Origin of the sequence: Streptomyces sp. NPDC086777, assembly GCF_040702065.1 — a bacterium.
Taxonomy (GTDB): Bacteria; Actinomycetota; Actinomycetes; order Streptomycetales; family Streptomycetaceae; genus Streptomyces.
Window position 1 is genome coordinate 51,708 of record NZ_JBFBJI010000009.1, and the last position, 23,948, is coordinate 75,655.

The window sequence follows — 23,948 nt, forward strand, 5'->3', positions numbered from 1 at the left end:
ATCGGTCCGGGGCCTTTTGGCTGGTGCCCCCGGCAGGATTCGAACCTGCGACACCCGTTCTAAAGGAGCGAAGTTGGGCGGTCGCGGGCCTGACCTGCGGGTTCCCTGTCTTGGGCGGAGTCCGGCGGCCGTACCTTTGCGCACCCCGACTCCCCGTGACTCCCCGCCCGTTCTGGCACGAGAGTGGCACAGGGCCGTGCACCGGTGACCCTCTCGATGCGGACTACGGGCGGGACGGTCGCTGAGGTCCGCCGGGCTGGTCGTCTGGCACCTTAAGGCTGGTCGGAGTCGGCTGCAGTTGCGGCGGTTGCTGTACTTCGCTGCCGTACAGCCGCTCCTGAGCTCGGACATGAAGACGTCGTACCCCGCCTGCAAGGTCGGGGGGGATGCGAGTGGGGTCCGAGCTGGCGAGAGCCGGCCTGTTCAGCCGTGATGGCCGATGGGTACGCTTCCCTCGCAGCCCCTGGTGATCAGTGCCGAGGCGCCAGATCGCACGGCGCGGTCTGAGACATTCAGGGGAGCCGATGGTCTACCTGGTGCTGACCGCGTTTGCGCTCGCCTCCATCGTGGCGGCGGCCTTGATCGTGCTGGTACGCCGTGACCGACGCCGGATGGTTTCGAGTCCGGATGGGCAGCAGATCGAAGCGACGGCCACGAGAGCCTTTCGTGACGCGCGTCGGCAGGCTCACGCCTATGAGCATTTCAGTGATGCCAGTGGCAGCGTCAGTGCCCTGCGGGATCGCGACTCCCGGTCGTAGGGCACCTTCAAGCTCTAAAGCTACCGGAGCATCGAGCTCGATCTCTGTGCGTAGGCAGCGCCGCCCCAGTGCAGTAGTTCGGAGTCGTCGAGCGGCTCTATTCGACTCGTCCAATTGGAAGAACGCCTGGATCGATGCGACCGACTTGGGCTATTTTATGAGTCCGGCATAGTTTCCAGAGGAGTGCGTGCTTGACATATGGTAATCGTGAAAAAGAGCCAGGTCAGTGTTCGCCGAATCGATCGAACCATCTGAACGTGCTGCTCATAGCTAATGGTGAGAAATCGGACCGGATCGCTGAAGTTCTTGCGTCCAATCCATTTGTTTCCAGGGTCGAGCGAAGTGAATCGGCGGAGTATTCATTCGGATTGATCCGCCGACTGCAGGACCGCGGCGTTCCTGTGGACGCTATTTTCATCGACCCGTTCGCCGATTCGTGCGATCCGCACCAGTCGTCCCTCTTCATTGCTTCGACTCGCGGCCAGTACCCGCGAGTTGTCTTCGTGTTGATCGCAGATCCGGTGCAGTTCGCGATCAGGTCGCACGAGTTTCTTCCGGAGTTGCGCCAGCGAGTGAAGCACTATTATCGACTCGACTGGACGGTGTCTGACAGCCGGCTGAAAGGCGAGGTGGAACGAGCGCTCCGCGGGTGTCTGGAATGGCATGGCGTACCAGCCCTGCAGCAGGATCGAAGAGGATTCGAGTTCGATGTGGCCATATCTTTTGCGGGCGAGGACAGGGGTTTCGCCCAGTCCCTTGAGAGGGAACTTGCTGCGCATGGCGTGCGCGCATTCTATGACGAGAATGAGCGGCCCCGTCTATGGGGGCGAGACCTCTACAGCGACCTGTTGGACATTTATGCGCATCGGTCTCGGTATTGCATAATGCTGGTGTCTCACGCTTACAGAGAGAAAGCCTGGACGGTGCATGAGAGAAGGGCAGCACAGTCCAGGGCGCTGGAGATGAGAGAGGAAGAGTACGTACTTCCTGTTCGCCTCGAAGACTGCGACATACCGGGACTGCCCTCGACGATCGCCTATCTGCCGGGGGAGCTAGGACCCGCAAAGGTCGCTGAGTATTTCCTCAGGAAACTCGGAAGCTCTGGCTCCGGCTGAGGTACCCGGCGGCTATCCCGCTCTCGAAGACATCCGATTTGATATGGAGACCGTGTCCTGCGCGCACAGGGCGCGGTCGCGGCCATCAGTTGCTGGGGGCGCGAAAGGTGACCTGCCGGCGCGCGGCCTCATCGATCTCGTCGAGGGTGATGAGCGGGGTGGCCCGGGTGCGGAGGGCTCCGCTGGCCTTCACGGTGAGGCTGACTGCGGCCATGGAGACCGAGTCGGGGAATTCGACGATGAGCACGATGTCATCCTCCCCGAAGGCGAAGTACATGGCCTCGACCTGCCCGCCGAGGCCGGTGACGACTTGGTCGACGGCGGCGCGGCGACCGCTTGCGCCTTCCTTGAGCAGCCCCTTGGTGCCCTCGGGCGTATAGGTGGCCTGAATGAGGAACTTCGGCACAGGCGTGCCTCCTGCCGATCGACTGTCCGGTGTGCAATGGCCTTCCCGCTGTCGCATCGGCCACTACTTGCGGACCGACGGGATTCACTCGTTGGAACCTGCGCCTCTTTCCGCTAATCACTGTCGAAGAGCTGTAGCGGCGCCGACCGGCATACGGCTGTACAAACGCGAAGACAACCGCGTGCTCTACGTCCGCCACCAGGTCCAGCGCCGCCGTGGCGTCCTGCACGACGACGACCCGAAAAGCCGCCGTCGCCGCGCCGTACCGCTGCCCGCCCTCTGTATCGCACCCCTGCGTCGGCACCGTATGCGGCAGGCAGCGGCTCGGGCCAAGGCGGGGGAGAGGTGGCAGGACTCGGACTACGTCTTCGCCACCCGCACCGGGCGCCCCGCCGAGCCGCGCAACCTCTGTCGCTCCTTCACCCGCGTTGCCGAGTGCGCAGGCCTCCGTGTCATCCGGCTGCACGACGCCCGCCACGGCACCGCCACGCTCCTCACGGCGGCCGGGGTCGCGCCCCGCGTCGTGAGGGAGATCCTCGGCCACTCCCAGATCGGCATCACCATGGACGCCCAGACATGTACGTGGTCCAGGACACTCACCGCGAGGCCGTGAGCCGCATGGACCCGCTACTGCGAAAGCGGCGCCTTGGTCGTGAGTGACCGCCCCCGCTGATGCCAAAGGCCCCGGACCATGATCGGTCCGGGGTCTTTTGGCTGGTGCCCCCGGCAGGATTCGAACCTGCGACACCCGCTCTGGGAGTTTTCCCTGGACGTAGCGCTGACCTGGGGAGATGTGGGCCATGGGATGTCTGACCAGGGGAAACAATCCTCCGTGGTTCTCACGTGTCCACGGTGCTTCCCGTTCCCGTGTGTGCTGAATACGTGCCGGTGGATCCTGTCCGACAGGGCCATGGCTCTCGGGGGTAGCCGGCGAGTGGTCGGAGCGCAGCGCGGGCGGCGTTTCGCCAGACCTTCTCGACTCGCACGGAGTGCCCCGCGAGGCGTTGACTCATGTCGTCGGTGCCGGAGGTGAAGACGGTTGCCCGAGCTCCCTGTGCGGCTTCACGTCCTGTGTCCGTCGGGAGGACGGGGGCGCCGACCGCGTCGGTTGCCGGCCTGTCTGTTCGATGCGACGTTCGGACGCGGTTCCGTCCTCGACGGGTCGACGGCTGCTTTCCGGATGCATGCTGGAGGGACCGGAGGGAGTCTTCCTCCCGAGGGGAGCCGGAGTGGACGAGGACACGGACCCTACAGAGGGCACCGGGGACGGGGCGGCGCCCCAGTTCCGGTTGGACGGGCGACTGCAGGACATGCAGGCCCAGATCACGCGAGTGCGCTCCGCCCGGGAGCGGGTGCACGGACTGCTGGAGGCGGTCCTCGCCGTCGGGACCGATCTGGACCTGGGTACGGTGCTGCGGCAGATCGTGCGGTCCGCAGTCACCCTGGTCGACGCCGAGTACGGGGCGCTGGGCGTACTGGGCGAGGAAGGCGGTCTCGAAGAGTTCGTCACGGACGGGATCGATGAGGAGACCCTCGCCGCCATCGGGCACCCCCCGGAGGGCCGGGGCATCCTCGGACTGCTGATCCGTGAACCGCGCCCGCTGCGGCTGGCCGACCTCAACGAGCACCCGGAGACCGTCGGTTTTCCGGCCGGGCATCCGCCGATGCGGACATTCCTGGGTGTTCCCCTCCGGGTGCGCGAAGCGGTGTTCGGCAACCTGTACCTGACCGAGAAACGCGGTGGGGCCGAGTTCGACGCCGATGACGAGGCGGTGCTGGTGACGCTGGCCGCAGCGGCCGGGGTGGCGATCGACAACGCCCGGCTGTACGAGACGGCGCACCGCCGTGAACGCTGGCTGGCGGCCAGCGGCGAACTGACCCGCAGCCTGCTGTCCGGCACGGCCCCGGCGGAGGTCCTGGACATCTTCACCGACACCGTCCGGGAGATGGCCGACGCTCATCTGGTCGCCCTCGCCGTGCCCGTCCCCCACACCGGCGACCTGGTCGTGGAAGCCGCCGCGGCCCCGGACGCCGACCGCGTACGCGGGCTGGTCCTGTCGGCCACCACGTTGGCCGCGAAGGTCTACACCTCCGGTGAGACGATGACGATCAGCGACTGGAATTCCGACCCTCGGACCGAACACGACACCGCCCTCATGCCGCTGGGGCCGGTCTTCCTGGTCCCGCTCGGCACCCCCGAACACGTGCGGGGCGTCCTGCAGGTCGCCGGCCTCCCCGGTCGTTCCGCCTTCGCCGACGCGACCGTCGCCATGATCGCCGGATTCGCCAACCACGCCGCACTCGCCCTGGAGGTAGCCGAGCACCGCCGCGCCGCCGAACAGCTCCTGCTCCTCGGTGACCGTGACCGCATCGCCCGCGACCTGCACGACCTGGCCATCCAGCGCCTGTTCGCCGGAGGACTGGCCCTGCAATCGGTCCTCGCACAGGTCTCCGACCGCCCGCGGGCCGCTGAGGTCGTACAAGGGGTCGTGGACGACCTCGACGACATCATCGGGATCATCCGATCGACGATCTACGCCTTGGGGCAGCGTGACCACACCGGGCACACCCCCCTGCAGACGCGGCTGGCCGCCGAGATCGGCGAGGCCGCCGCGACCCTGGGTTTCACTCCCGCCCTGAGCATGACCGGCCTGTTGGACACCCGCGTCGCCGACGACATCGCCGGCCAGTTGCTCGCCGTGCTCCGCGAAGCCCTCGCCGACGCCGCCCGGCACACCCACGCCACCGCCGTGGACGTCACGGTCGAGGCCACCGCCGCGCACCTGAGGCTGCGGGTCTGCGACAACGGCCGCGGCGTCGACCCGGCTCGCGCCCGTCGCGGCGGACTGGCCGCCCTCCGCATCCGTGCCACGGAGCTCGGTGGCACCCTCACCGTCGACCGGCACCGACCCACCGGCACCACGCTCGACTGGACCGTCCCCCTGCCCGCGGGCAAGGGCTGATCTCTCGCCTCTGCGGGGGCCGCCCCGGTGGGGACCGTTCGGCCCATGCGGTGTGCGTGCGCGTCGAGCGATGCTGGACACACGGCCGGTCCCGAGGCCCCTACGGCATCGGGTGCCGGTGCCGGTGAATCGCGCCTCTCGCGACGGGACACGAGCACTCACAGAGTGCTCGCCCCCTGGCGTCACGTGCTCCGCCGACCCATTTCCGGGACCTCGCGCGAACGCCGTGGTCCTCGTCCCGAGGAGCCTTGTATGCAAGTCCTGATCGTTCTCATCGTCGTGGTCGGCCTGCTGGCCCTGGTGGCGCTCGCCATGGCCGTGAAGGTTGTCAAGCAGTACGAGAAAGGGGTGCTGTTCCGCTTCGGCCGACTGGTCGGAACACGCTCCCCGGGGCTGCGGTTCATCATCCCGTTCGTCGACGCCCTGCACCGGGTGTCGCTGCGGGTCGTCACCATGCCGATCCAGTCCCAGGGCATCATCACCAAGGACAACGTCAGCGTCGACGTCTCCGCGGTGGCCTACTTCCGCGTGGTCGACGCCGTGAAGTCGGTCATCGCGATCGAGAACGTGAACGCCGCGATCGACCAGATCGCCCAGACCACCCTGCGCAAGGTCGTCGGCCAGCACACCCTGGACGAGACCCTGTCCGAGACCGACCGCATCAACCTGGACATCCGCCAGATCCTCGACATCACCACCGCCGAATGGGGCGTGGAGGTCACCCTGGTCGAGCTCAAGGACATCCAGCTGCCCGAGTCCATGAAGCGCGCGATGGCCCGGCAGGCCGAGGCCGAGCGGGAGAAGCGGTCCAAGATCATCAACGCCGAGGGAGAGTCCCTGGCCGCTGCCGCCCTGGGGGACGCCTCCGACACGATGATGGCCCACCCGCTCGCCCTGCAACTGCGCAACCTGCAGAGTCTGGTCGAGATCGGCGTGGACAAGAACACCACCGTCGTCTTCCCGGCACCGCTGATGAGCACCATCGGAGAACTCGGCTCCTTCCTCACCCGCGAAGCGACCGCGGCCGCCGCCGCGGTGCCGCCGGCTCCCGCAGCCGTACCGTCCCTCGGGGCTCCCGTCACGGTGCCGCCGTCCCCCACCGCCGTACCGGCCCTGGGCCTGACCGACTCCGCTCGCGTGCCGGCACCGAGTGGGGCGACCGAGACCAGGTGAGGGCCCCTGTGGCCGCGAGCCCGCGGTGACCCACGGCGCATGTCCGCCTGCCGGGTCACCGCAGGGTGATCTCCCGCCCTGTCCGCGCCCCGCCGCTCGCCGCCGGCCGACGGTCCGCATCACGGCGGGCCGTCGGCCGGCGTGGGGCGGGGCGCGGCAGTGCTGAAGCGGCCGGCCCGGCGCCGCAGGTGACGACGGTCGGCGTAGTGCCGGGGAACCGGAGGTGCCACTGCCACGGCCCCGTAGAAAAGCCGTTTGCCGATTTCGATGAGGACCAGGTAGACGAGGACCATGCCGACCAGCGCGGCGAAGAACGCCCCGGGAAGCGGCTGGAAGCCCAGGGCGTGGGCGAGCGGGGTGGCCGGCAGCACCGTGCCGACCAGGACGACGCCGAGCGCGGCGAGAGTCAGCGGCAGGCTGGGGTGGCTGCGGAAGAACGGGACGCGCCGGGTACGGATGGCGAAGATCACCAGGGTCTGGGTGGCCAGCGACTCGACGAACCAGCCGGAGCGGAACTGGGCCGGCCCGGAGTGGAAGACCCAGAGCATGACGCCGAAGGTGAGGAAGTCGAACACCGAGCTGAGCGGCCCGAAGCAGATCATGAACCGGCGGATGAAGGCGATGTCCCAGTGCGAGGGCTTCCGCAGCTGTTCCTCGTCCACGTTGTCGGTGGGGATGGCGAGCTGACTGCTGTCGTAGAGAAGGTTGTTCAGCAGGATCTGTGAGGGGAGCATCGGCAGGAAGGACAGGAACAGCGAGGCGCCCGCGGCGGAGGCCATGTTGCCGAAGTTGCTGGACGTGCCCATCAGTACGTACTTGATGGTGTTGGCGAAGATCCTGCGGCCCTCGGCCACACCGTCCGCGAGGACGTCGAGGTCCTTCTCCAGCAGGATGACGTCGGCCGCGTCCTTGGCGACGTCGGTGGCCGAGTCGACGGAGATGCCCACGTCGGCGGCGTGCAGGGCCAGTGCGTCGTTGACTCCGTCGCCCAGGAACGCCACGCCGCCGCGGCTGAGCCGTTGGGCGTGCACGATGCGGGCCTTGGCCTCGGGACTCACCCGTGCGAAGACGGTGGTCCTGGTGATCGCTTCGGCCAGCTGAGCGTCGTCCAGCGCGTCGACCTCGCTGCCGGTCATCGCGCCCGCGTCGGTGAGCCCCAGGTCGTGGCAGACCTTGGCGGCGACCGCGGCGTTGTCGCCCGTGACGACCTTCACCGCGATTCCGAGGCCGGCGAGTCTGCGCAGCGCCGTGGCGGCGTCCGGCTTGGGCGGGTCGAGGAACACCAGCAGCCCGGCCAGGCTCAGCCCCCGCTCGCTGTCGGGTTCGACGGTCTGCGTTCCGGGGGCGACGGGCCGGGTGGCGACGGCGACCACCCGGTTCCCCGCGGCGAACTCCGCCGCCAGCGCCGCACGGGCTTCGGGCGGGACCTCGACGCAGCGGTCCAGGACGGTCTCCGGAGCACCCTTGGTGACCAGGCTCGAACGCCCGTCCCCGTCCCGTACGAGGACCGAGACCATGCGCCGTTCGTGATCGAAGGGCTCCACCGCGACCTGTGTGTACCCGTCCAGGGCGGCCCGCTCGCCCGCGGCGGCCGGAGACCGCCACAGGGCCTGGTCCAACGGGTTCCCACCGACGTCCTGCTCGTCCCGCGCCGCGTTCTCGGTACTGAGCAGTCCCCACCGCACCACCGCTTCGGAGCCGTGGCCGTCGGCGGGAACGGCGCGCATGTACTCGATGCGGCCCATGGTGAGGGTGCCGGTCTTGTCGGTGAACAGGACATCCACATCGCCCAGGTCCTCGATGCAGACCAGCCGCTTCACCAGCACCTTGCGCCGGCTCATCCGGCGCGACCCGGCGGCCAGGCTGGTCGAGACGACCGCGGGCAGCAGCTGCGGGGTGATACCGACCGCGATGGCGAGCGAGAACAGCAGCGCGTCGATGACCGGCTTGTGCAGGACGACGTTGATCACGAAGATCGAGGTGGTCAGCGCGCCCGCGACGTAGACCAGCAGCAGCGAGAAGCGCCGCAGGCCGACCTGGAACTCGGTGTCGAGCGGGTGGGTGTCGAGCCCGGCGGCGATCTTCCCGAACTCGGTGTGCGGCCCGGTGGCCACCACCACCCCGCGGGCGGAACCGGTCCGGACGACCGTGCCCATGAGAGCGCACCCGGACAGCTCGGCCAACGGGGTCCCGGCCGCGACCGCGGCGAGGCTCTTGTCCACCGGCAGCGACTCGCCGGTCAGCACCGACTCGTCGCACGCCAGACCGGTGACCCGCAGCAGCCGCAGGTCCGCCGGAACGATGTCGCCCAGCCGCAGTTCCACCACGTCACCGGGGACCAGCGCGGTGACGTCCACCAGGGTCGCCCGGCCGTCGCGCAGCGTCACGGCCCGGTGGTGGATCTGGGAGTGCAGCGCCTCGGCCGCCTGCTCGGCCCGGTACTCGTTGACGAAGCCCAGTCCGACGGACGCGGTCACGATCAGCCCGATGATCACCGCGTCGTTTCGCTCGCCCACCAGGAAAGACGCGACAGCAGCCGCCATCAGCAGTCCGAGCAGAGGAGAGCGCAGCTGATGCCACAGCACAGGGAACACCCGGGCATGGTGTGTGGCGACCGCGTTGGGGCCGAACCGCGCCTGCCGTCGTACGACATCCTCGCCGCCGAGCCCCTCGGCGGCGACGACACCGAGTTCACGCAGGACATCGTCCCCCGACAGGGCCGCCGCCGACATCACCCCGGGCGCGAGCACGGACTCCTGCGCCGGAGCGGAGACGCTCACCCTGCCCGGCCTTCCGGGCAGGACGCCCCCTCCCGCACACCGTGGTACGGGCCGTTCCCACGATCCCGGCATCGCCGCCCGGTCATACGCATCGCCGCCCTGGGGCCGTCACGCCCGGTGAGAACGCGGGGCCCGAAGACCCGGCGCGCTCCAGGGTTCCAGCATCGCACGCCCGGCACGGCCCGACGCCCGGCACGTGGCGCCCACGTCGAGTATCACCGAGGAACTCGTTCTCGTCCCGGCACACTGCACAGCCGGGTCCGGGGCGGGTGCCCTCTGGGCGGGGCGCTGACCTGGGGAGACACGGGCCACGGGGCGTTTGACCGGGGGAACCACTCCTCCGCGTCCGCGGTTCTCACGTGTCCACGGTGCTTCCCGTTCCCATGTGTGCGGCATCCGTTCCGGCGGAGACCGCTCGGGGGACGGCCGCAGCGGCGGTCGGGAGAGCGAGGGGCGAACCGCACCGGAACGCGTGACGGGTCCGCTCTATGACCCGCGGGTCGTGGGGCGTTCCTGCATCTGCAGGAAGCGTCCGTGCCAGGTGCGGTACCAGACGTCGCCGGTGGTCGCGTTGACCGAGACCATGCCGACGATCCGGTTGTCGCGCAGGGTGCAGGAGGTGTTCCACATCGTGGCAGGCCCGAACTCCGGTTGGACCGCGCCGCTGCCCGGGTCGACGAGTGCCTCGGTCGCGCCCTTCCCGCAGGAGTCGAGGAGCTGGGCGTAGTACCCGTTGCTGAACCGCATGACCTCCCCCACGTGCAGACCCCACCGAGCGGCGAACTGCCCTGCGGCGCGGTCCGCGTCAGCCAGGTCGCGTACCGGTCCCGGCCGGTGCCTTCGCCGGTGGCAGTTCCTCACCTGCCGTCGTTCACGGAGCGAGGGAGAAGTAGTTCTCCTCCTCCTGGGTGAAGTGCAGGCGCAGGACGGTGTTGAGGCCGTAGAGGCAGGAGCGCAGGTCGTCGAGTTGCTCGGCGGACAGGCCCCCGCCCGCGTGGGCCAGTTGGAGGTGGGTGGCGATACGGCGGGCGAGACGTTCGATCTCGGTGTGGGCACGGCTCATGGTGGCGGTGGCCTCCGGACCGCCGAGCGCCGGCGCGAGAGCGGGGTAGAGCTCGTGTTCTTCGGCGTGTTCGTGGGGCAGCAGCCGTTCCGTGAGGAGGCGGTGTGTCTCCTCCACGGCCGCCAGGGCCGCCAGGCCCGTCGGGCCGGAGCTGTCGGAGAGGCGGTCGGCGGCGTCGCGTACGGACTCGAGGACGTCCTGGAGGTCGTCGTGTTCCGCGGCGAAGCGGTGGATGAGGGCTTCGGCCGCGGGGGTGAGGGCCGGTCGCACGGTCCGGTCGGCACCCAGGGCGCGCAGGGCGTTGAGGATGACGGCGACGTCGATGCCCTCCTGGAGCAGGGCGCCGGCGGCGGGCGGGAGCACACCGAAGGCGGCCGCGCCCATGGCGGCCAGGGACATCAGCATGCCGCCGAGGGCGCTCTGGACGGCGATGCGCCGGGCCCGTCGGGCGATGCCGACGGCGTCGGCGAGGCGGTCGACGCGGTCGGTGGTCAGGACGATGTCGGCGGCCTCGGAGGACGCGGTGGAGCCGCGGGCGCCCATGGCGACGCCGATGTCGGCGGCGGCGAGGGCGGGAGCGTCGTTGACGCCGTCGCCGACCATCACGGTGACCGCGCGCTCGCGTTCGGCGCGGACCGCGGCGACCTTGTCGGCCGGGCCGAGTTCGGCGCGCACGCCGTCCAGGCCGAGGACGGCGGCGACCTCCTGGGCGGGCGCGGCCCGGTCGCCGGTGAGCATCAGCAGCCTGTCGATGCCCACCGCACGCAGGTGGCGCAGGGTGCGCGGGGCATCGTGGCGCAGGGGGTCGCGCAGCAGCACCGCGCCGGCCGCCTGTCCGTCGACGGCGAGCCAGGCGACGGCCGCGCCGTCGAGGAGCGCTCGGTTGTCGACCGCCTTCGCCCAGCCCGGCCGGGCGGTCGCGGCGTCCATCCGGCCTACTGAGATCCGGTGCCCGTCCACGGTGCCGGTGGCGCCCCGGCCGGGCTGCTCGGTGACGTCCGTCGGGACCGACAGCTCCAGACCGCGTTCCCGGGCGGTGTCGACGATGGCCTGGGCGAGGACGTGGGGCGAGTACTGGTCGAGCGAGGCCGCAAGGCGCAGCACTTCGGCCGGTTTGACGTCGGGTGCGGCGATCACGTCGAGGACGCGGGGGCGGCCGCGGGTGAGGGTGCCGGTCTTGTCCAGCAGCAGGGTCCGGGCGCGGCCGAGGTTCTCCAGCGCGCCACCGTCACGGACGACGACGCCGAGACGGGAGGCGCGGGAGAGACCGGAGACGATCGCGACAGGAGCGGCCAGCAGCAGCGGACAGGGGGTGGCGACCACCAGGACGGCGACCGCGCGCACCGCAGAGCCACTGGCCAGCCAGGCCAGCCCAGCCACCGCGAGCGACAGGGACAGGAACCAGGCGGCGTAGTGGTCGGCCAGCCGCACGACGGGCGCGGACTCGGCCCCGGCCTGCTGGGCCAGCCGCACGATACCGGCGTAGGTGCTGTCCCGCTCGGTGGCCGTGGCGCGCAGCTCGAAGGCGCCGCCGGCATTGACCACGCCGCTGCGCACCGTCTCGTCGCGGGCCCGTTCGACCTGGAGGGGTTCACCGGTGAGCACCGACTCGTCGAGAACGGCGGCGGCGCTCTCCACCCGACCGTCGACAGGGACGACCTCGCCGGGGCCGACGACGAGCAGGTCACCGACGGCGACCTCGGCCAGTGGCACCGTGGCCACCCCCGCCCGGGTGCGCCGGCGCGCGGACCGTGGTGCGTGTTCCAGCAGGGCACGCAGGTCGTGGGAGGCGCGTCGCCGGGCTGCGGCCTCCAGGGTGCGGCCGGTGGCCAGCATCAGCGCGATCAAGGCACCGGCGAGGTATTCGCGGACGGCCAGGGTGCCGCCGAGCGCGAGTACGGCGATGACGTCCACACCTGCGTGGCCGTGCCGCAGCGCGGCGAGCACCCAGCCCACCGCGGGTACCACGGCGGAGAGCGTGCCGACGCCCCAGAAGAGATCCGCGAGACCGCCGGCACCGGCGAGCCAGGCGATGCCGCCGGCGGTCAGCGCCACTGCCGTGACGGCCAGGAGGACGGGGTCGAGCCGTGGAGCCATGACCGCCGCGCCCAGACGACGTAGCGATGCAGTGCGGGGGGTGAGCCGTGGAGCCATGACCGCCGCGCCCGGACGACGTGGCGATGCAGTGCGAGGGAAGTGTCGGTTCACTGCGTACCTCGTTCCTTCCGACGCGGCGGTCCTCGGATCGGTTCCCGTCCATCACACCTCGCCACAGGGCCGTCGCGGCAGGGGACGTCCGGCCCTGTCTCGGGCCGACCAGCCGGACGCGCGCCTGTGTCCGGGCCCTGACATGCCACGATGGCCGCCGCTCGACGGTGAGATCAGGGGTCAGGACGCTCCGCTCGCCGTCTGGGCCGGCTGTGTGGTGGAGGCCGGGGCGTGGGCAGGGCTCTGCGGGTGGTCGCGCAAGGAGTGCTCGACCGCGCCGGACGCCAGTGCGGAGACGCCCGGCAGCACGTGGGCGTAACCGGCTCCGAGCACAAGGGCCGCGGCCGTCGCGGCGGTGGCCGTCCGGCGGGTCGTGGTGCCCACCCGCCGGAGCCCGCGTTCGCGCTGCCGCACCGGGTCGGAGTCGTGCGTGGGTTCGGGTACGGGCATGGGACGGCCTCCTTCGGTGAAGGCGGTGCCGCGAGGCGTTCCTCCGGCTCGCGGACGCCATGCCATCAGCGTGCGCCGCACCGCGTCTGAAAGCCGTTCGGGAAAGCTTCAGATGTGGCAAACCCGGGCGACTGCCGCAGCGGCTCTTGCACGTGACCCGGCCTCCGGCCGAGCAGGAGAGCCGTCCGCGTCGTCCTACGCTTGGTGCCGTGGAACACGAAACCGGCTCCCGGGCGGATCCCGACGCGCTCACCGTGCTGGTCGTCGAGGACGACCCGGGGCTCGCCGGATCGCTGGTGCGCGGCCTGCACCGGGCCGGGTACCGGGCCGGCAGCGTCGGCACCGCGCGCGGTGCGCTCACCCACGTACCGGCACCCGACGTGGTCCTGCTCGATCTCGGCCTGCCGGACATGGACGGCATCGAGGTCTGCCGCGTGCTGCGCCGCCAGTCGGACGTGGCGATCATCGTGGTGACCGCCCGCGGCGAGGAGGGCGACCGGGTCGCCGCGCTCGACGAAGGCGCCGACGACTACCTGGTCAAGCCCTTCGGGCTGGCGGAGCTGCTGGCGCGGATCAGAGCCGTACTGCGGCGGACCCGCCCGTCCGGGCCCGAGTTGCTGACCCACGGCCCGCTCGTCGTCGACCCGCGCACCCGCAAGGTGACGGTCGGCGGGGCGGACGTCGCACTGACGCCCAAGGAGTTCGACATCCTCCAGTGCCTCGCCGCCGATCCGGGCCGGGTCGTGACGCGCCAGGAGATCCTCGAACGCGCCTGGGACGCCCATTGGTACGGGCCCACCAAGGTGCTGGACGTCCATATGGCCGCGCTGCGCCGCAAGCTGGGTGTGCCCGGACTGGTCGAGACGGTCTACGGGCGCGGATTCCGCCTCGGCGAAGCCGGCTGAGCGCCGTGACCCGCCGCATCGCGCTCAGCGCCCTCGCCCTGATCACCGCGATTCTGGTGCTGGCGGTGGTGCCGCTCGGGCTGATCATGACGCAGCGCGAACAGACCTCGTTCCGGGACGAGGCGGCTTCGAAGGCGAGGGCGATCGCCTCCGCGGCCGAGGAGCACCTGTCCGACCACAGGTCGGACGCAGTGGCGCGCAGCCTTGTCGAGGAGGCCCGCCGGAGGGGTGACTGCGCGACCGTCTACGACAGCGCGGGCCATGTGGTGCTGTCGACCCCGTGTTCCGACGTGGCCGGGGACGATTCCGCGGGTCTGGTCTCCTCGGTACTCGCCCACCCCGACACTCGGGTGCGCCAGGACGACCGGTGGCTGACCACCGCCGTGCCGATCGGTGACGCCTCGGACGCCGTCGGTGTCGCCGTCCTGAGCCGGTCCGCCGATCCGCTGCACGACCGGATCCTGGCGATGTGGGGCTGGCTCGCCCTGACCGGCGTCGGCGGCCTCGGTGCCGCTGTGCTGGTGGCCGTGCTGCTGGCCCGCTGGGTCGGCCGTCCGCTGCGCGTGCTGGACGAGGCGGCGCAGCGGCTGGGCGAGGGGACGCTGGACGCGCGGGCGCCGGCCGGGGCGGGACCGCAGGAGGTGCGCCGACTCGCGGCGACGTTCAACACGATGGCCGCGCGCACCGAGGCCCTGGTGCACGGGCACCGTGCCGTGGTCGCCGACGTGTCCCACCAGCTGCGCACCCCGCTGGCCGCCCTCCGGCTGCGCATCGATCTGCTCGCCGCCGACGCGGAAGGAGACACCGCGGCGGAACTGGCCGACGCGCAGGGTGAGATCGCCCGGCTGTCCAGGCTGGTGGACGGCCTGCTGGCGGTGGCCCGCGCCGAGCACGCCGTGCCGCGGCCGGTGCCGGTCCGGGTGGACCGCCTCGTGGCCGAGCGGGTCGCCGCCTGGGAGCCCGTCGCCCACGCGGGCCAGGTCCGGCTCGCCGCCGACTGCCGTCCCGGGCTCACCGCCTTCCTCGGCGAGGGCGATCTGGAACAGGCGCTCGACAACCTGATCGCCAACTCCCTCGACGCCGTCCCGGAGGGCGGCCGGGTGCTGGTCACCGGCAGGCGGGAGGGCGGAACCGTCGAGCTGCGGGTCCTCGACAACGGCCCGGGGATGAGCCAGGCCGCGCGGCAGAGCGCGTTCCGCCGGTTCGGCAACCCCGAGGCGGGCGGTACCGGGCTGGGCCTCGCCATCGTCCACCGACTGGTCACCGCCAACGGCGGCACCGCCGAGCTGCTGGATTCACCCGGTGGCGGGCTGACGGTGGCGCTGTCGCTGCCCGCGTCCCGGCGCGGACGCGACCGCGGTGGCAGGTCCGACTCCGGCGGTAGGTCCGGCTCCGGTGGTAAGTCCGGTTCTGGTGGTAAGTCCGGCTCTGGTGGCAGGTCCGACTCCGGCGGTAGGTCCGGCTCCGGTGGTAAGTCCGGTTCTGGTGGCAGGTCCGACTCCGGCGGCACGCGGAGGAGCGACGCCTGAGCTTCTCGGGCGGCCCGCGCCGTGCCGCATGCGGCCCAGGCACCGCCGCCGACCTGTTCACAAGAGGGCGTCTCACCGTCCTGACCAGCACCTTCGCCGATCTTTGCGGGTTCTGAAGGATTCCTGAACCGGATCCCGACAGATGCCTGCGCAGGCTGGTGGACGGATTGGACGGATACCCACAGGTGCGGCCGCGAGGTGCCGGACGCTTCACGCCGGCACACCGCCTGCCGAGGAGGAACCATGTCCCACCGCGACCACCCCACGTCGGCCGGTGCCGCCCGGCGCCGTGACCGCGGGCTGCGCCGGGTCGCGAGCGCCACCCGCTGGGTGGCCGCCGCGGCCGCGGCCGGCTCCGCGCTGCTCGCCACCGGATACGCCCAGGCCCTGCCCGGAAAGTCCGCGCCCGAGCCCGGGAACACCGCGCGGCCGTCCACCCCCGCGCCCGCACCCACATCGAGCGCGCCCACCACCCCGGGGGCCGCGTCGCACTCGGCGGCCCCGTCCAGGACCGACGCGCCGCCCTCCCGCACGGCACCGCACACGACCGTCCCGAAACAGCGGGCGACGCCCGTCGCGCCGTCCACCGCACATCCGGCAGCCCCCGCACCCACCGCGACGAAGCCGCCGGCCCCGACCCCACAGCCGTCGCACACCACGTCGGGTGCGTCATGACGGCCGCCGCCGCACACCCGGCGTCGGTCTCCTTCCCCGCGCTGGGCACCACCGCCTCGCTTCTCGTCGCCGACCCCGGCGCCATGAACGTGGCGCGGCAGGTGCTCGACGCCGAGCTCGCCGCCGTCGACGCGGCGTGCAGCCGCTTCCGGCCCGACTCGGAACTGTCGCGCTGCAACGCCGCTGCCGGCGCCCCCCGCTCGGTGAGCGCCCTGTTCGCCGAGGCCCTCGACGTGGCGCTGCACGCGGCGGAGGCGACCGGAGGCGTCGTGGACCCCACCGTCGGAACCGCCGTGCGCGCGCTCGGCTACGACGTCACGTTCGCCGCGCTGCGACCGCAGGACGTGGGCCCCGTTCGTCTCGCCGGGCCGTCCGCGGGCCGGCGTGCGGTGGAATGGGACAGGGCCGCCCGGCGGCTGCGGCTGCCCCCGGGCATCACGCTCGACCTCGGCGCGACCGCCAAGGCCCTCGCCGCGGACCGGGCCGCCCGCCGCGCCGCCGAGGTGGCGGGCTGCGGCGTCCTGGTCAACCTCGGCGGGGACCTCTCCGTCGCGGGCCAGGCCCCGCCGGGAGGCTGGCGGGTCGCCATCGCCGACGACCATGCGGCACCCGACCCGGTGGGCCGGCCCACGGTGAGCGTCACCGCGGGCGGACTCGCCACCTCCGGCACGACGGTGCGGACCTGGCGCCGCGGGGGCCGCCGGCTGCATCACATCGTCGATCCCGCCACCGGCGACGTGCCCGCCCCGGTCTGGCGGACCGTCAGCGTCGCCGCCGCCAGCTGCGTGGACGCCAACACCGCGAGCACCGAGGCCGTCGTCCTCGGCGAACGCGCCCTGGACCGACTTCGCCGGACCGGGCTGCCCGCCCGGCTGGTACGGGTGGACGGAACCGTCGAGCGGGTCTGCGGCTGGCCCGAGGACACCGCGGGAGGTGCCCGGTGACCGGCCTCGTCCCCCTCGCCGCCGGACCGAGCCCGCTGTGGTACGCGACCCGGGCCGGCGGCACAGTCGCCCTGGTGCTGCTCACCGCAACCGTCGCGCTCGGCATCGCCGTGGGCGGCCGGTACACGCCGCGGCGGTTCGCCCGCTTCGAGGTGAGCGCGCTGCACCGCAACCTGTCGGTGCTGACCCTGGCCTTCCTGGCCCTGCACATCGTCACCGCGGTCCTCGACACCTTCGTCCATCTGGGCTGGCTGGTGACGGTGGTGCCGTTCACCGCCTCGTACCGGCCGCTCTGGCTGGGGCTGGGCACGGTCGCGTTCGACCTGCTGCTCGCGGTCGCGGTCACCAGCGCGGCGCGGCTGCGCATCGGACAGCGGCGGTGGAAGTCCGTGCACTGGCTGGCCTACGCGGCCTGGCCGGTGGCGCTCTTCCACGCCGCCGGGACCGGCACCGACACCCGGCTCACACTGCAACTCGCCCTGTACACCGGATGCATCGCCCTCGTCGTCGCCGCCGTCTGGTGGCGGTTGTACCGGGCGGGACCGGGCCGGTTCGCGGTGCGGCTCTGGGCGGGGGTCACCGCGGCGGTGGTGCCCGTGGTGCTGGCCGCCTTCCTGAACTCCGGGCCGCTGCAACCGGGTTGGGCGCACCGCGCGGGAGGCGCCGCGCCCACGCCCCCGGCCACGGGCACCGTCCACCCGGCGCCCGCGTCGGCCGACGACGAGGGAGAGTCCGAATGACCGAAGGAACGACCGACGGAATGACCAGCGGACGGACGGCCCTGCTGACCGGCGACGGGCGTGCGGGCATGCTGGGCCCGTACGGCTCCCGGTTGCTGCACGGCTGGTACGACACCGGTGGCGCGGCCGATCTGGACGAACATCTCGGCCGGTACGGTCCACCGCCGTCTCCCCGCTCCGCGGACGCGAGCGACCGGCTGGTGCGCGCGGTGGAGGACGCCGGGCTGACCGGCAGGGGCGGCGCCGCCTTCCCCACCGGACGCAAACTGCGCACCGTCGCCGACGGCAGGGGCACCGCCGTGGTGGTCGCCAACGGCATGGAGAGCGAACCGGCCAGCCGTAAGGACGAGACACTGCTGGACCTCGCCCCGCACCTGGTCCTGGACGGCGCCGCACTGGCCGCCGCCGCGGTGGGCGCCGACGTCGCGCACCTGTGTCTGCCGCGCAGCAGGCAGGACCAGGCACGGGCGCTCCGTGAGGCCGTCGAGGAACGCCGGGCACGGGGCCTCGACCCGGTGCCGGTGCTGGTGCACGAACTGCCGCACCACTACGTCTCCAGCGAGGAGACATCGCTGGTGCGGTGGCTGAACGGCGGCGATGCCCGCCCGTCGGCGACCCCACCGCGTCCCTTCGAGAAGGGGGTCGAACGACGCCCCACCCTGATCGACAACGTCGAGACCCTCGCCCACCTCGCACTGATCGCACGCTATGGTCCCGGCTGGTTCCGGAGTGCCGGGCACCCCGACGCCACCGGCACCACGCTGGTGACCCTCTCCGGCGCGCTGCGCGCGCCGGGCGTCTACGAGGTGCCGATGGGCCGGCCGCTCGGTGAGGTACTGGACGTCGCCGGGGGAGCCGCGGAACCGCTCGGATCCGTGCTGCTGGGCGGCTTCTTCGGCAGCTGGCTGCCGGCCGAGCAGGCGCTGCAGGTCCCGTTCGCCAAACAGGACCTGGCCGCGCTCGGCGCGGGACCCGGTGCCGGAGTGATCGTGGCGCTGCCCGCCCGCGCCTGCGGACTGGCCGAGGCGGCCGGGGTCCTCGGCTACCTCGCGGCGCAGAGCGCACGCCAGTGCGGACCGTGCCGGTTCGGACTGCCCGCCGTCGCGGCGGACTTCGCGGACCTCGCCTGGGGCCGTCCCGCCCCGCAGGTGATGCGGCGCTTGGAGCGCCGTGCGGGACTGCTCGCCGGGCGTGGCGCCTGTCGGCACCCCGACGGCGCGTCCCGCTTCGCGGCGACCGCCCTGCGGGTCTTCGCCGACGACGTACGGCACCACCTGAACCTCGGGCCGTGTGCAGCGGCAGGCCAGGAGCCCGTACTGCCGGTTCCGGACCCCCGGGCACCCGACGACCGGGAATGGAGGTGAACGGCATGGCCGGCACACACTCCCTCGGGATCGACCGCATCGCGTGCGACGGCTACGGGCTCTGTGGCGAACTGCTCCCGGAAATCGTCGAGTTGGACGAGTGGGGCTACCCGATCGTCGGATCGGCCCCTCTTGTGGGTGAAGCCCTCGCACACGCGCGGCGCGCGGTGGCCGCGTGCCCGGCGCTGGCACTGCGCCTGGACCGGGCACCGGAGCGGGCACCGAAGCGGGAACCGGGGCGGCAGCCGTCCCAGCGGACGTGAACGAGTTCTTAACCCCACGTCAGACATACTTCTGCCCGCTCAGGTGCACGGTGCGGGAGCGGGCAGGACAGCACTGCCATCCGGGCCGGGCGGGGCCTGATCACCAGGAGGACGGACAAGTGACCGTGATCGGCGGCAGGACGCGCGTGGACACATCGTCCGAGCGGACCGGTACGACGCCCGGCGGGCCGGAAGGGAACGAGCGGCTGACCGCAGCAACCGGTGCGGTCCTGCTGGTCCTCTTCGCCGTGGAGGGCGTCACCATCCTCTTCCTCGGGCAACTCATCACCCTGCACTTCTTCATAGGGCTGCTGCTGACCGGCCCGGTCTGTCTCAAGATCGGATCGACCGGCTACCGGTTCTACCGCTACTACACCGGATCGCCCGAGTACCGCCGCAAGGGGCCGCCCGTACCGCTGCTGCGGGTGCTCGGCCCACTGGTCGTCGCCACGAGCGTCGCGGTCCTCGGTACGGGAGTGGCACTGGCCCTGCTCGGACCCGATACCGGTCCGGTTCCGGTGCTCCTGCTGCACAAAGCCAGCTTCATCTGCTGGATCGCCGTGATGACCGTGCACGTCCTCGCCTACCTGTGGCGCCTGCCGCGCCTCATCAGCGCCGACCTGCGCCGCCGTCCGGCACGCCACGGGACCGTCGCCCCGCGTCGCGGTGCACGCTGGTCCCTGCTGGCGGTCGCGCTCGGCGCGGGCCTGGTCGTCGCCCTCGCCGGAGTCCACCTGGTCTCCGCCTGGACCGGATAGTGCCGCCACGTCGGCGAACCGACACGTGGAGGTTGTCTCAACTGGTCCGGACGGCCGGTACGTTGCCGAGAGCACGAGGGTGTTGGCCGCGGCCCTCGTCGATACACGGCCCGGTGCCGGCACCTGCGGCCGGGACCGGCTGGACGAGGTGGCCGACGTCCTCGACGCGAGCCGTGCTGCCGCTCCGGCCAGGCCGAGGGCGTCGATCTCCTCGCCCGTGGCGCCGAACTGAGGTGTACAGAACGTCTCCTGGCCCCCGGGCCGCCTTGGGTTCTGGTGGTCGTTGCAACACCCCGGTTCAAGGCGGCTGCGAAGAGCGCCGGTTCGCCATGGGTGACGTTGCAGCAACGGCGGACGGGACCACGAGGGCTTGGGCGGTCGCTGAAAGCAGCCGCCGACTCCTGGCTGTGACGAGAGCCGGAGATTGCCGCTGAGGTGGCTTCAAGGCTGAGCGTCCAAGCGCGCCCCGGCGCTGCGCCCCTGCACGGTAGAGCCGTGACCCGGTGGGGGATTATCTGCTCAGTCATCGCCTGCCCATGAGGGGTCGTTATGCGTTCCGTCCGCCGTCTCGTGCCGCCCGTCGTTTTCGCCTGTCTGCTGCTGGCCGGATGTAAGTCCACCTCGCTTGGTACGTCGACGCCGTCCGGGAGTGGGAATCCCGGTGCGGGAGCGCCGGGTACGGTCGGCTCGGGGCGGGCCATCGCGGTGGGGGCGGGCCCGCAGAAGCACTACACCGTTCAGCAGCAACCGGCGGCGGGCACATGCCACTACCGCTACGAGCACGGGGAGCCGCTGGAGGACCCGAAGTGCACCCCCGGCGCGATCTCCCCAGCCGTCACGCAGGCGAACCTGAAGTCCACGATATGCCGCAAGGGGGGATACACCTCCGGGGTACGCCCCTCCGCGTACGTCACCGGCAAGGAGAAGAAGCTCAACGCCGCCTCCTACGACTACACCGGCAGCATGTCGGAGGGCGAGTACGACCACCTCATAAGCCTTCAACTCGGAGGCGATCCCAACGACTACCGCAACTTGTGGGTCGAACCGGCCGACCCCGGCCACAAGGCAAGCCAAGGGATCAACAACAAGAAGGACCCGGTGGAGACCAAACTGCACACCGCGGTCTGCTCCGGCCGAGTCAGCCTCGCCGCCGCACAGCGCGCGATCGTCATCGACTGGACCACCGCCCTCAGCCGCCTCCACCTCCAGTGATCCGGGTACGGCGCTCCTACCGCTACCCGCGAATCAGCATGACGGCCAAGCGTCCGTGACGGGCCGTCAGTCAGCCACCGGAACTGGAACCCCGGAGGTGGGGCAGGTCACCCTTCGCACTCCTCCCGCACAGCGACCTCCACAGGTGTCCGCTGCAGTTTCCTGGCCTGGTGTCGATACCGGCGGCGTTCCTCCTCGGCTGGGTGAGCAGCGTCAGTGCACGCGGGCGCGGGGCCGGCGACGGACAGGGCGAACCCGGCTACGCGGAAGCGGAGCCCCGGATCCTCACTGGAGCCGGGAGCGACTGAACGGCGGTCGAGGCGGAGTGGCCTGCAGCCTTCGAGCAGGCCTCCTGCGGATCACGGCTCCACGCCGTGAGGAGTGCCATCGGTGGGCTGTTCCGCCCAGATGGTCTTGCCGGTGGCGTCGTAGCGGGTTCCCCAGCGGTGGGAGCACTGGGCGACGAGGAAAAGCCCGCGTCCGCCTTCATCGATGGTGGCGGCCCGGCGGATGTGCGGTGAGGTGCTGCTGGCGTCGCTGACCTCGCAGATCAGCATCTGGTCACGGATGAGCCGCAGCCGGATCGGCGGGCTGCCGTGGCGGATGGCGTTGGTGACCAATTCACTCACGATGAGTTCGGTGGTGAAGGCCAGATGCCCCAGCCCCCACTGGTCGAGCTGCCGTGTCGCGAGCGAGCGCGTACTGGCGACCGCGGCGGGGTCGCACGGCAGGTCCCATGTGGCGACGTGCACGGCGTCGAGCGAGCGGGTGCGGGCGACGAGCAGTGCCAGGTCGTCCTCGGCCGCCAGGTGGGGAATGACCGCGGTTGCGACGGCCTGTCCGATCTCGTTCGGCGAACGGCCGCTCTGCCCGATGATCGCGCAGAGCCGCTCGTGCAGGGTCTGGTCCGCATTGCGCGCCGCCAGGACGCTCTGTGCGTACAGCGCGAGAGTGCTGCCCTCGGCGAGTTCGATCGTGCGGGGCTCGAAGACGCCATCGCCCAGTCCCAAGGGCTGGTTGGACGGCAGATCCGCGAAGTGGACCTGACCCGACGGATCGGCGACGACAGGTGGGGGGTGGCCGGCGCTCGCCATGACGCAGCGGCGGGAAACGGGGTCGTAGACCGCGTACAGGCAGGTGGCACCGACGAGCTTCTCCAGGATGGGCGCGAACCCTGCCGTGTGTTCGCGTTCGACCAGCCGCGGCACCATGTCGTCGAGCCGGGCCAGCACCTCGTCAGGGGCGAGGTCCAGCTGTGCGAGGGTGCGTACGGCGGAGCAGATCTGCCCCATGCAGGCGGAAGCCTCTACACCTGTCGCGGGTATGCCGCCGAGGGTGAGGGCCACGCGGGCGCCGGAGAGGGGGATCACGTCGAACCAGGAGCCGCCCACCCCGGCGTGGGCACGCGCCGGACGGTAGTGGTGCGCGACCTCGACGGCGCACTGCTCCGGAACGCTGCGCGGGAGCATGCTCTGTTGGAGGGTGATGGCGGCGGTACGCTCGCGGGTGTAGCGGCGGGCGTTGTCCACGCAGACGGCGGCGCGGGCGACCAGCTCCTGTACGAAGACCAGGTCGTCGGGCTCGAAGGCGTCCGGCTGGGCCGCTGTGCGGTACAGATGGGCCAGCCCCAGAACGGTGTCTCTGGCACGCAGGGGCACCACCATCAGGGAGTGGGCCCCGTGCGTCAGCAGCGCCTGGGTCCTGGGATCGGGAGAGTTGCGGACCCAGTCGGCATCGGGGTCGACGACCGGCAGCAGCCGGGGCTGCCCGTCGGCGAGGGCCTGGGCGTGGGGCGTATCGGCGGAGAAGTCCTGGGCTTCTCCGACCAGCCGGAGCTTTTCGGTGATGTCCGGGTGGGACACCTTGCGGGCTGCGATGTGCAGGGCGACCCCGCCGGCGCCGGCGGCCGGGGTTTCCTCGCCTGTCACGACGCCGTCCAGGAGGTCGATCGAGACGAGGTCGGCCAGGCGCGGGACGAGCACGTCGGCAAGCTCCTGGGCCGTGCGTGTGACATCGAGTGTCGTTCCGATGCGGGCGGTGGCTTCGTCGAGGAGGGCCATGCGCTCGCGGGCACGGTGGCGGTCGGTGACGTCGATGATCAGGTCGGTGACGCCCAGGCGTCGGCCGTCCGGTCCGTTCAGCGCGAACGACGACGTCATCCATATGTGGTCTCTGCCCGGGTCCGCGGGTGTACGGCCGCGGTGCTCGGCGCCGACGACGGGCAGGCCCGTTTCCAGAACCGTTGCGAGTCGGCGCTCTATCCCGGCGACGTCGAGTGCGGGCAGGACCGCACTGATCCGGTGACCGAGGAACCTGTCGTTGGGAACACCGTGGATGCGTTCCAGCGCGGGGTTCGCCCGGACCAGGCGCAGCTGGGTGTCGTACACGGCCACGCCGATCGGTGACTGGGTGAACAGCGCGTCCAGGATGGCCAGGTCCTCCTCGCACGGCATCAGCCGCTCGGGCCTGTTCGCGCTCCAGGGGCGGCCGGATGCCTCGGCTGAAAAGTCCACCCCACTGGTCCCGTCATTCGGTCTCAGTGTCTCCTCCACCCCAGGGTAGACAGGCTCGGACGGCACCGCCGGGTACAGGAGTACAGGACGGCCATGACGGCGACGTTGTGCTGCGCTGCCCGGTCCCAC

At 71.4% G+C, this 23,948-nt stretch carries 19 protein-coding genes, 1 tRNA gene and 1 pseudogene; 14 read left to right on the plus strand and 7 right to left on the minus strand.

Annotated elements, in window-relative coordinates; translation table 11 throughout:
* Positions 1 to 21: 21 nt before the first annotated feature.
* Positions 22 to 96: transfer RNA gene (locus AB0472_RS14935), tRNA-OTHER, on the minus strand.
* Between the two features lie 428 nt (positions 97 to 524).
* Between AB0472_RS14935 and AB0472_RS14940 the strand changes: the two genes are divergently transcribed.
* The gene (locus tag AB0472_RS14940; protein WP_366356628.1) at positions 525 to 758 is read left to right on the plus strand and encodes a hypothetical protein; all 234 of its coding nucleotides are present in this window, start codon (positions 525 to 527) and stop codon (positions 756 to 758) included.
* A 257-nt stretch (positions 759 to 1,015) separates the two neighbouring features.
* Positions 1,016 to 1,873 carry a TIR domain-containing protein gene (locus AB0472_RS14945; protein WP_366356629.1) on the plus strand — a complete coding sequence of 286 codons (858 nt, stop codon included), beginning with the start codon at positions 1,016 to 1,018 and terminating at the stop codon, positions 1,871 to 1,873.
* A gap of 85 nt (positions 1,874 to 1,958) precedes the next feature.
* On the opposite strand, the gene AB0472_RS14950 is transcribed toward AB0472_RS14945, so the two are convergent.
* A complete protein-coding gene (locus AB0472_RS14950; protein WP_366356630.1) occupies positions 1,959 to 2,279 on the minus strand; it encodes a GYD domain-containing protein in 321 nt (106 codons plus the stop codon).
* Between the two features lie 172 nt (positions 2,280 to 2,451).
* Between AB0472_RS14950 and AB0472_RS14955 the strand changes: the two are divergent.
* From AB0472_RS14955 to AB0472_RS14965, 3 genes and pseudogenes are all read left to right on the plus strand, one after another.
* Positions 2,452 to 2,939, plus strand: a pseudogene (locus AB0472_RS14955) (tyrosine-type recombinase/integrase); the annotation flags it as partial.
* 650 nt (positions 2,940 to 3,589) lie between these two features.
* Positions 3,590 to 5,242: a GAF domain-containing protein gene (locus tag AB0472_RS14960; protein WP_366356962.1), complete on the plus strand. Its 1,653-nt coding sequence runs from the start codon at positions 3,590 to 3,592 to the stop codon at positions 5,240 to 5,242.
* A gap of 252 nt (positions 5,243 to 5,494) precedes the next feature.
* A complete protein-coding gene (locus AB0472_RS14965; RefSeq protein WP_366356632.1) occupies positions 5,495 to 6,415 on the plus strand; it encodes a slipin family protein in 921 nt (306 codons plus the stop codon).
* Between the two features lie 119 nt (positions 6,416 to 6,534).
* Here AB0472_RS14965 and mgtA read toward each other — a convergent pair whose 3' ends face one another.
* From mgtA to AB0472_RS14985, 4 genes are all read right to left on the minus strand, one after another.
* Positions 6,535 to 9,195 carry a magnesium-translocating P-type ATPase gene (gene mgtA, locus AB0472_RS14970; protein ID WP_366356634.1) on the minus strand — a complete coding sequence of 887 codons (2,661 nt, stop codon included), beginning with the start codon at positions 9,193 to 9,195 and terminating at the stop codon, positions 6,535 to 6,537.
* A 486-nt stretch (positions 9,196 to 9,681) separates the two neighbouring features.
* Entirely contained in the window at positions 9,682 to 9,942 is a 261-nt protein-coding gene (locus AB0472_RS14975) for a hypothetical protein (RefSeq protein WP_366356635.1), read from the minus strand.
* Between the two features lie 124 nt (positions 9,943 to 10,066).
* Positions 10,067 to 12,355 (minus strand): heavy metal translocating P-type ATPase, encoded by a 2,289-nt coding sequence (locus tag AB0472_RS14980; RefSeq protein ID WP_366356637.1) that lies wholly within the window; start codon positions 12,353 to 12,355, stop codon positions 10,067 to 10,069.
* Between the two features lie 291 nt (positions 12,356 to 12,646).
* Positions 12,647 to 12,916 carry a hypothetical protein gene (locus AB0472_RS14985; RefSeq protein ID WP_366356639.1) on the minus strand — a complete coding sequence of 90 codons (270 nt, stop codon included), beginning with the start codon at positions 12,914 to 12,916 and terminating at the stop codon, positions 12,647 to 12,649.
* A 209-nt stretch (positions 12,917 to 13,125) separates the two neighbouring features.
* Here AB0472_RS14985 and AB0472_RS14990 point away from each other — a divergent pair, with 209 nt between their 5' ends.
* The 9 genes from AB0472_RS14990 to AB0472_RS15030 all read left to right on the plus strand — a co-directional run bounded on the left by AB0472_RS14990 (position 13,126) and on the right by AB0472_RS15030 (position 21,306).
* Positions 13,126 to 13,821, plus strand: coding sequence for a response regulator transcription factor (locus tag AB0472_RS14990; RefSeq protein WP_366356641.1), 696 nt, complete (start codon positions 13,126 to 13,128; stop codon positions 13,819 to 13,821).
* 5 nt (positions 13,822 to 13,826) lie between these two features.
* Positions 13,827 to 15,350: a HAMP domain-containing sensor histidine kinase gene (locus tag AB0472_RS14995; RefSeq protein ID WP_366356643.1), complete on the plus strand. Its 1,524-nt coding sequence runs from the start codon at positions 13,827 to 13,829 to the stop codon at positions 15,348 to 15,350.
* 243 nt (positions 15,351 to 15,593) lie between these two features.
* Entirely contained in the window at positions 15,594 to 16,025 is a 432-nt protein-coding gene (locus tag AB0472_RS15000) for a hypothetical protein (RefSeq protein ID WP_366356645.1), read from the plus strand.
* Positions 16,022 to 16,969, plus strand: a complete 948-nt coding sequence (locus tag AB0472_RS15005; protein WP_366356647.1) for an FAD:protein FMN transferase — start codon at positions 16,022 to 16,024, stop codon at positions 16,967 to 16,969. The genes AB0472_RS15000 and AB0472_RS15005 overlap by 4 nt, the downstream gene beginning before the upstream one ends.
* Positions 16,966 to 17,709: a ferric reductase-like transmembrane domain-containing protein gene (locus tag AB0472_RS15010; protein ID WP_366356649.1), complete on the plus strand. Its 744-nt coding sequence runs from the start codon at positions 16,966 to 16,968 to the stop codon at positions 17,707 to 17,709. The genes AB0472_RS15005 and AB0472_RS15010 overlap by 4 nt, the downstream gene beginning before the upstream one ends.
* Positions 17,706 to 19,073: an NADH-ubiquinone oxidoreductase-F iron-sulfur binding region domain-containing protein gene (locus tag AB0472_RS15015; RefSeq protein WP_366356651.1), complete on the plus strand. Its 1,368-nt coding sequence runs from the start codon at positions 17,706 to 17,708 to the stop codon at positions 19,071 to 19,073. The genes AB0472_RS15010 and AB0472_RS15015 overlap by 4 nt, the downstream gene beginning before the upstream one ends.
* A 5-nt stretch (positions 19,074 to 19,078) precedes the next feature.
* On the plus strand, positions 19,079 to 19,336 hold the full coding sequence (locus AB0472_RS15020) for a ferredoxin (protein WP_366356653.1): 258 nt from the start codon (positions 19,079 to 19,081) through the stop codon (positions 19,334 to 19,336).
* Positions 19,337 to 19,455: 119 nt separating this feature from the next.
* Complete coding sequence (locus AB0472_RS15025; RefSeq protein WP_366356655.1) at positions 19,456 to 20,094, plus strand: hypothetical protein; 639 nt, start codon at positions 19,456 to 19,458, stop codon at positions 20,092 to 20,094.
* A gap of 549 nt (positions 20,095 to 20,643) precedes the next feature.
* On the plus strand, positions 20,644 to 21,306 hold the full coding sequence (locus tag AB0472_RS15030) for a hypothetical protein (protein ID WP_366356656.1): 663 nt from the start codon (positions 20,644 to 20,646) through the stop codon (positions 21,304 to 21,306).
* A gap of 359 nt (positions 21,307 to 21,665) precedes the next feature.
* Here the strand turns inward: AB0472_RS15030 and AB0472_RS15035 are convergent, their stop codons facing one another.
* The gene (locus AB0472_RS15035) at positions 21,666 to 23,819 is read right to left on the minus strand and encodes a SpoIIE family protein phosphatase (RefSeq protein ID WP_366356658.1); all 2,154 of its coding nucleotides are present in this window, start codon (positions 23,817 to 23,819) and stop codon (positions 21,666 to 21,668) included.
* Positions 23,820 to 23,948 lie beyond the last annotated feature (129 nt).

Excerpts from the sequence above, each read along its gene's own strand:
- AB0472_RS15030 (WP_366356656.1), top strand. The coding sequence starts at position 20,644 with ATGCGTTCCGTCCGCCGTCTCGTGCCGCCCGTCGTTTTCGCCTGTCTG.
- AB0472_RS14965 (WP_366356632.1), top strand. The coding sequence starts at position 5,495 with ATGCAAGTCCTGATCGTTCTCATCGTCGTGGTCGGCCTGCTGGCCCTG.
- AB0472_RS14985 (WP_366356639.1), bottom strand. The coding sequence starts at position 12,916 with ATGCCCGTACCCGAACCCACGCACGACTCCGACCCGGTGCGGCAGCGC.
- AB0472_RS15000 (WP_366356645.1), top strand. The coding sequence starts at position 15,594 with ATGTCCCACCGCGACCACCCCACGTCGGCCGGTGCCGCCCGGCGCCGT.
- AB0472_RS14940 (WP_366356628.1), top strand. The coding sequence starts at position 525 with ATGGTCTACCTGGTGCTGACCGCGTTTGCGCTCGCCTCCATCGTGGCG.
- AB0472_RS15020 (WP_366356653.1), top strand. The coding sequence starts at position 19,079 with ATGGCCGGCACACACTCCCTCGGGATCGACCGCATCGCGTGCGACGGC.
- AB0472_RS14980 (WP_366356637.1), bottom strand. The coding sequence starts at position 12,355 with ATGGCTCCACGGCTCGACCCCGTCCTCCTGGCCGTCACGGCAGTGGCG.
- AB0472_RS15005 (WP_366356647.1), top strand. The coding sequence starts at position 16,022 with ATGACGGCCGCCGCCGCACACCCGGCGTCGGTCTCCTTCCCCGCGCTG.
- AB0472_RS14960 (WP_366356962.1), top strand. The coding sequence starts at position 3,590 with ATGCAGGCCCAGATCACGCGAGTGCGCTCCGCCCGGGAGCGGGTGCAC.
- AB0472_RS15015 (WP_366356651.1), top strand. The coding sequence starts at position 17,706 with ATGACCGAAGGAACGACCGACGGAATGACCAGCGGACGGACGGCCCTG.
- AB0472_RS14975 (WP_366356635.1), bottom strand. The coding sequence starts at position 9,942 with ATGCGGTTCAGCAACGGGTACTACGCCCAGCTCCTCGACTCCTGCGGG.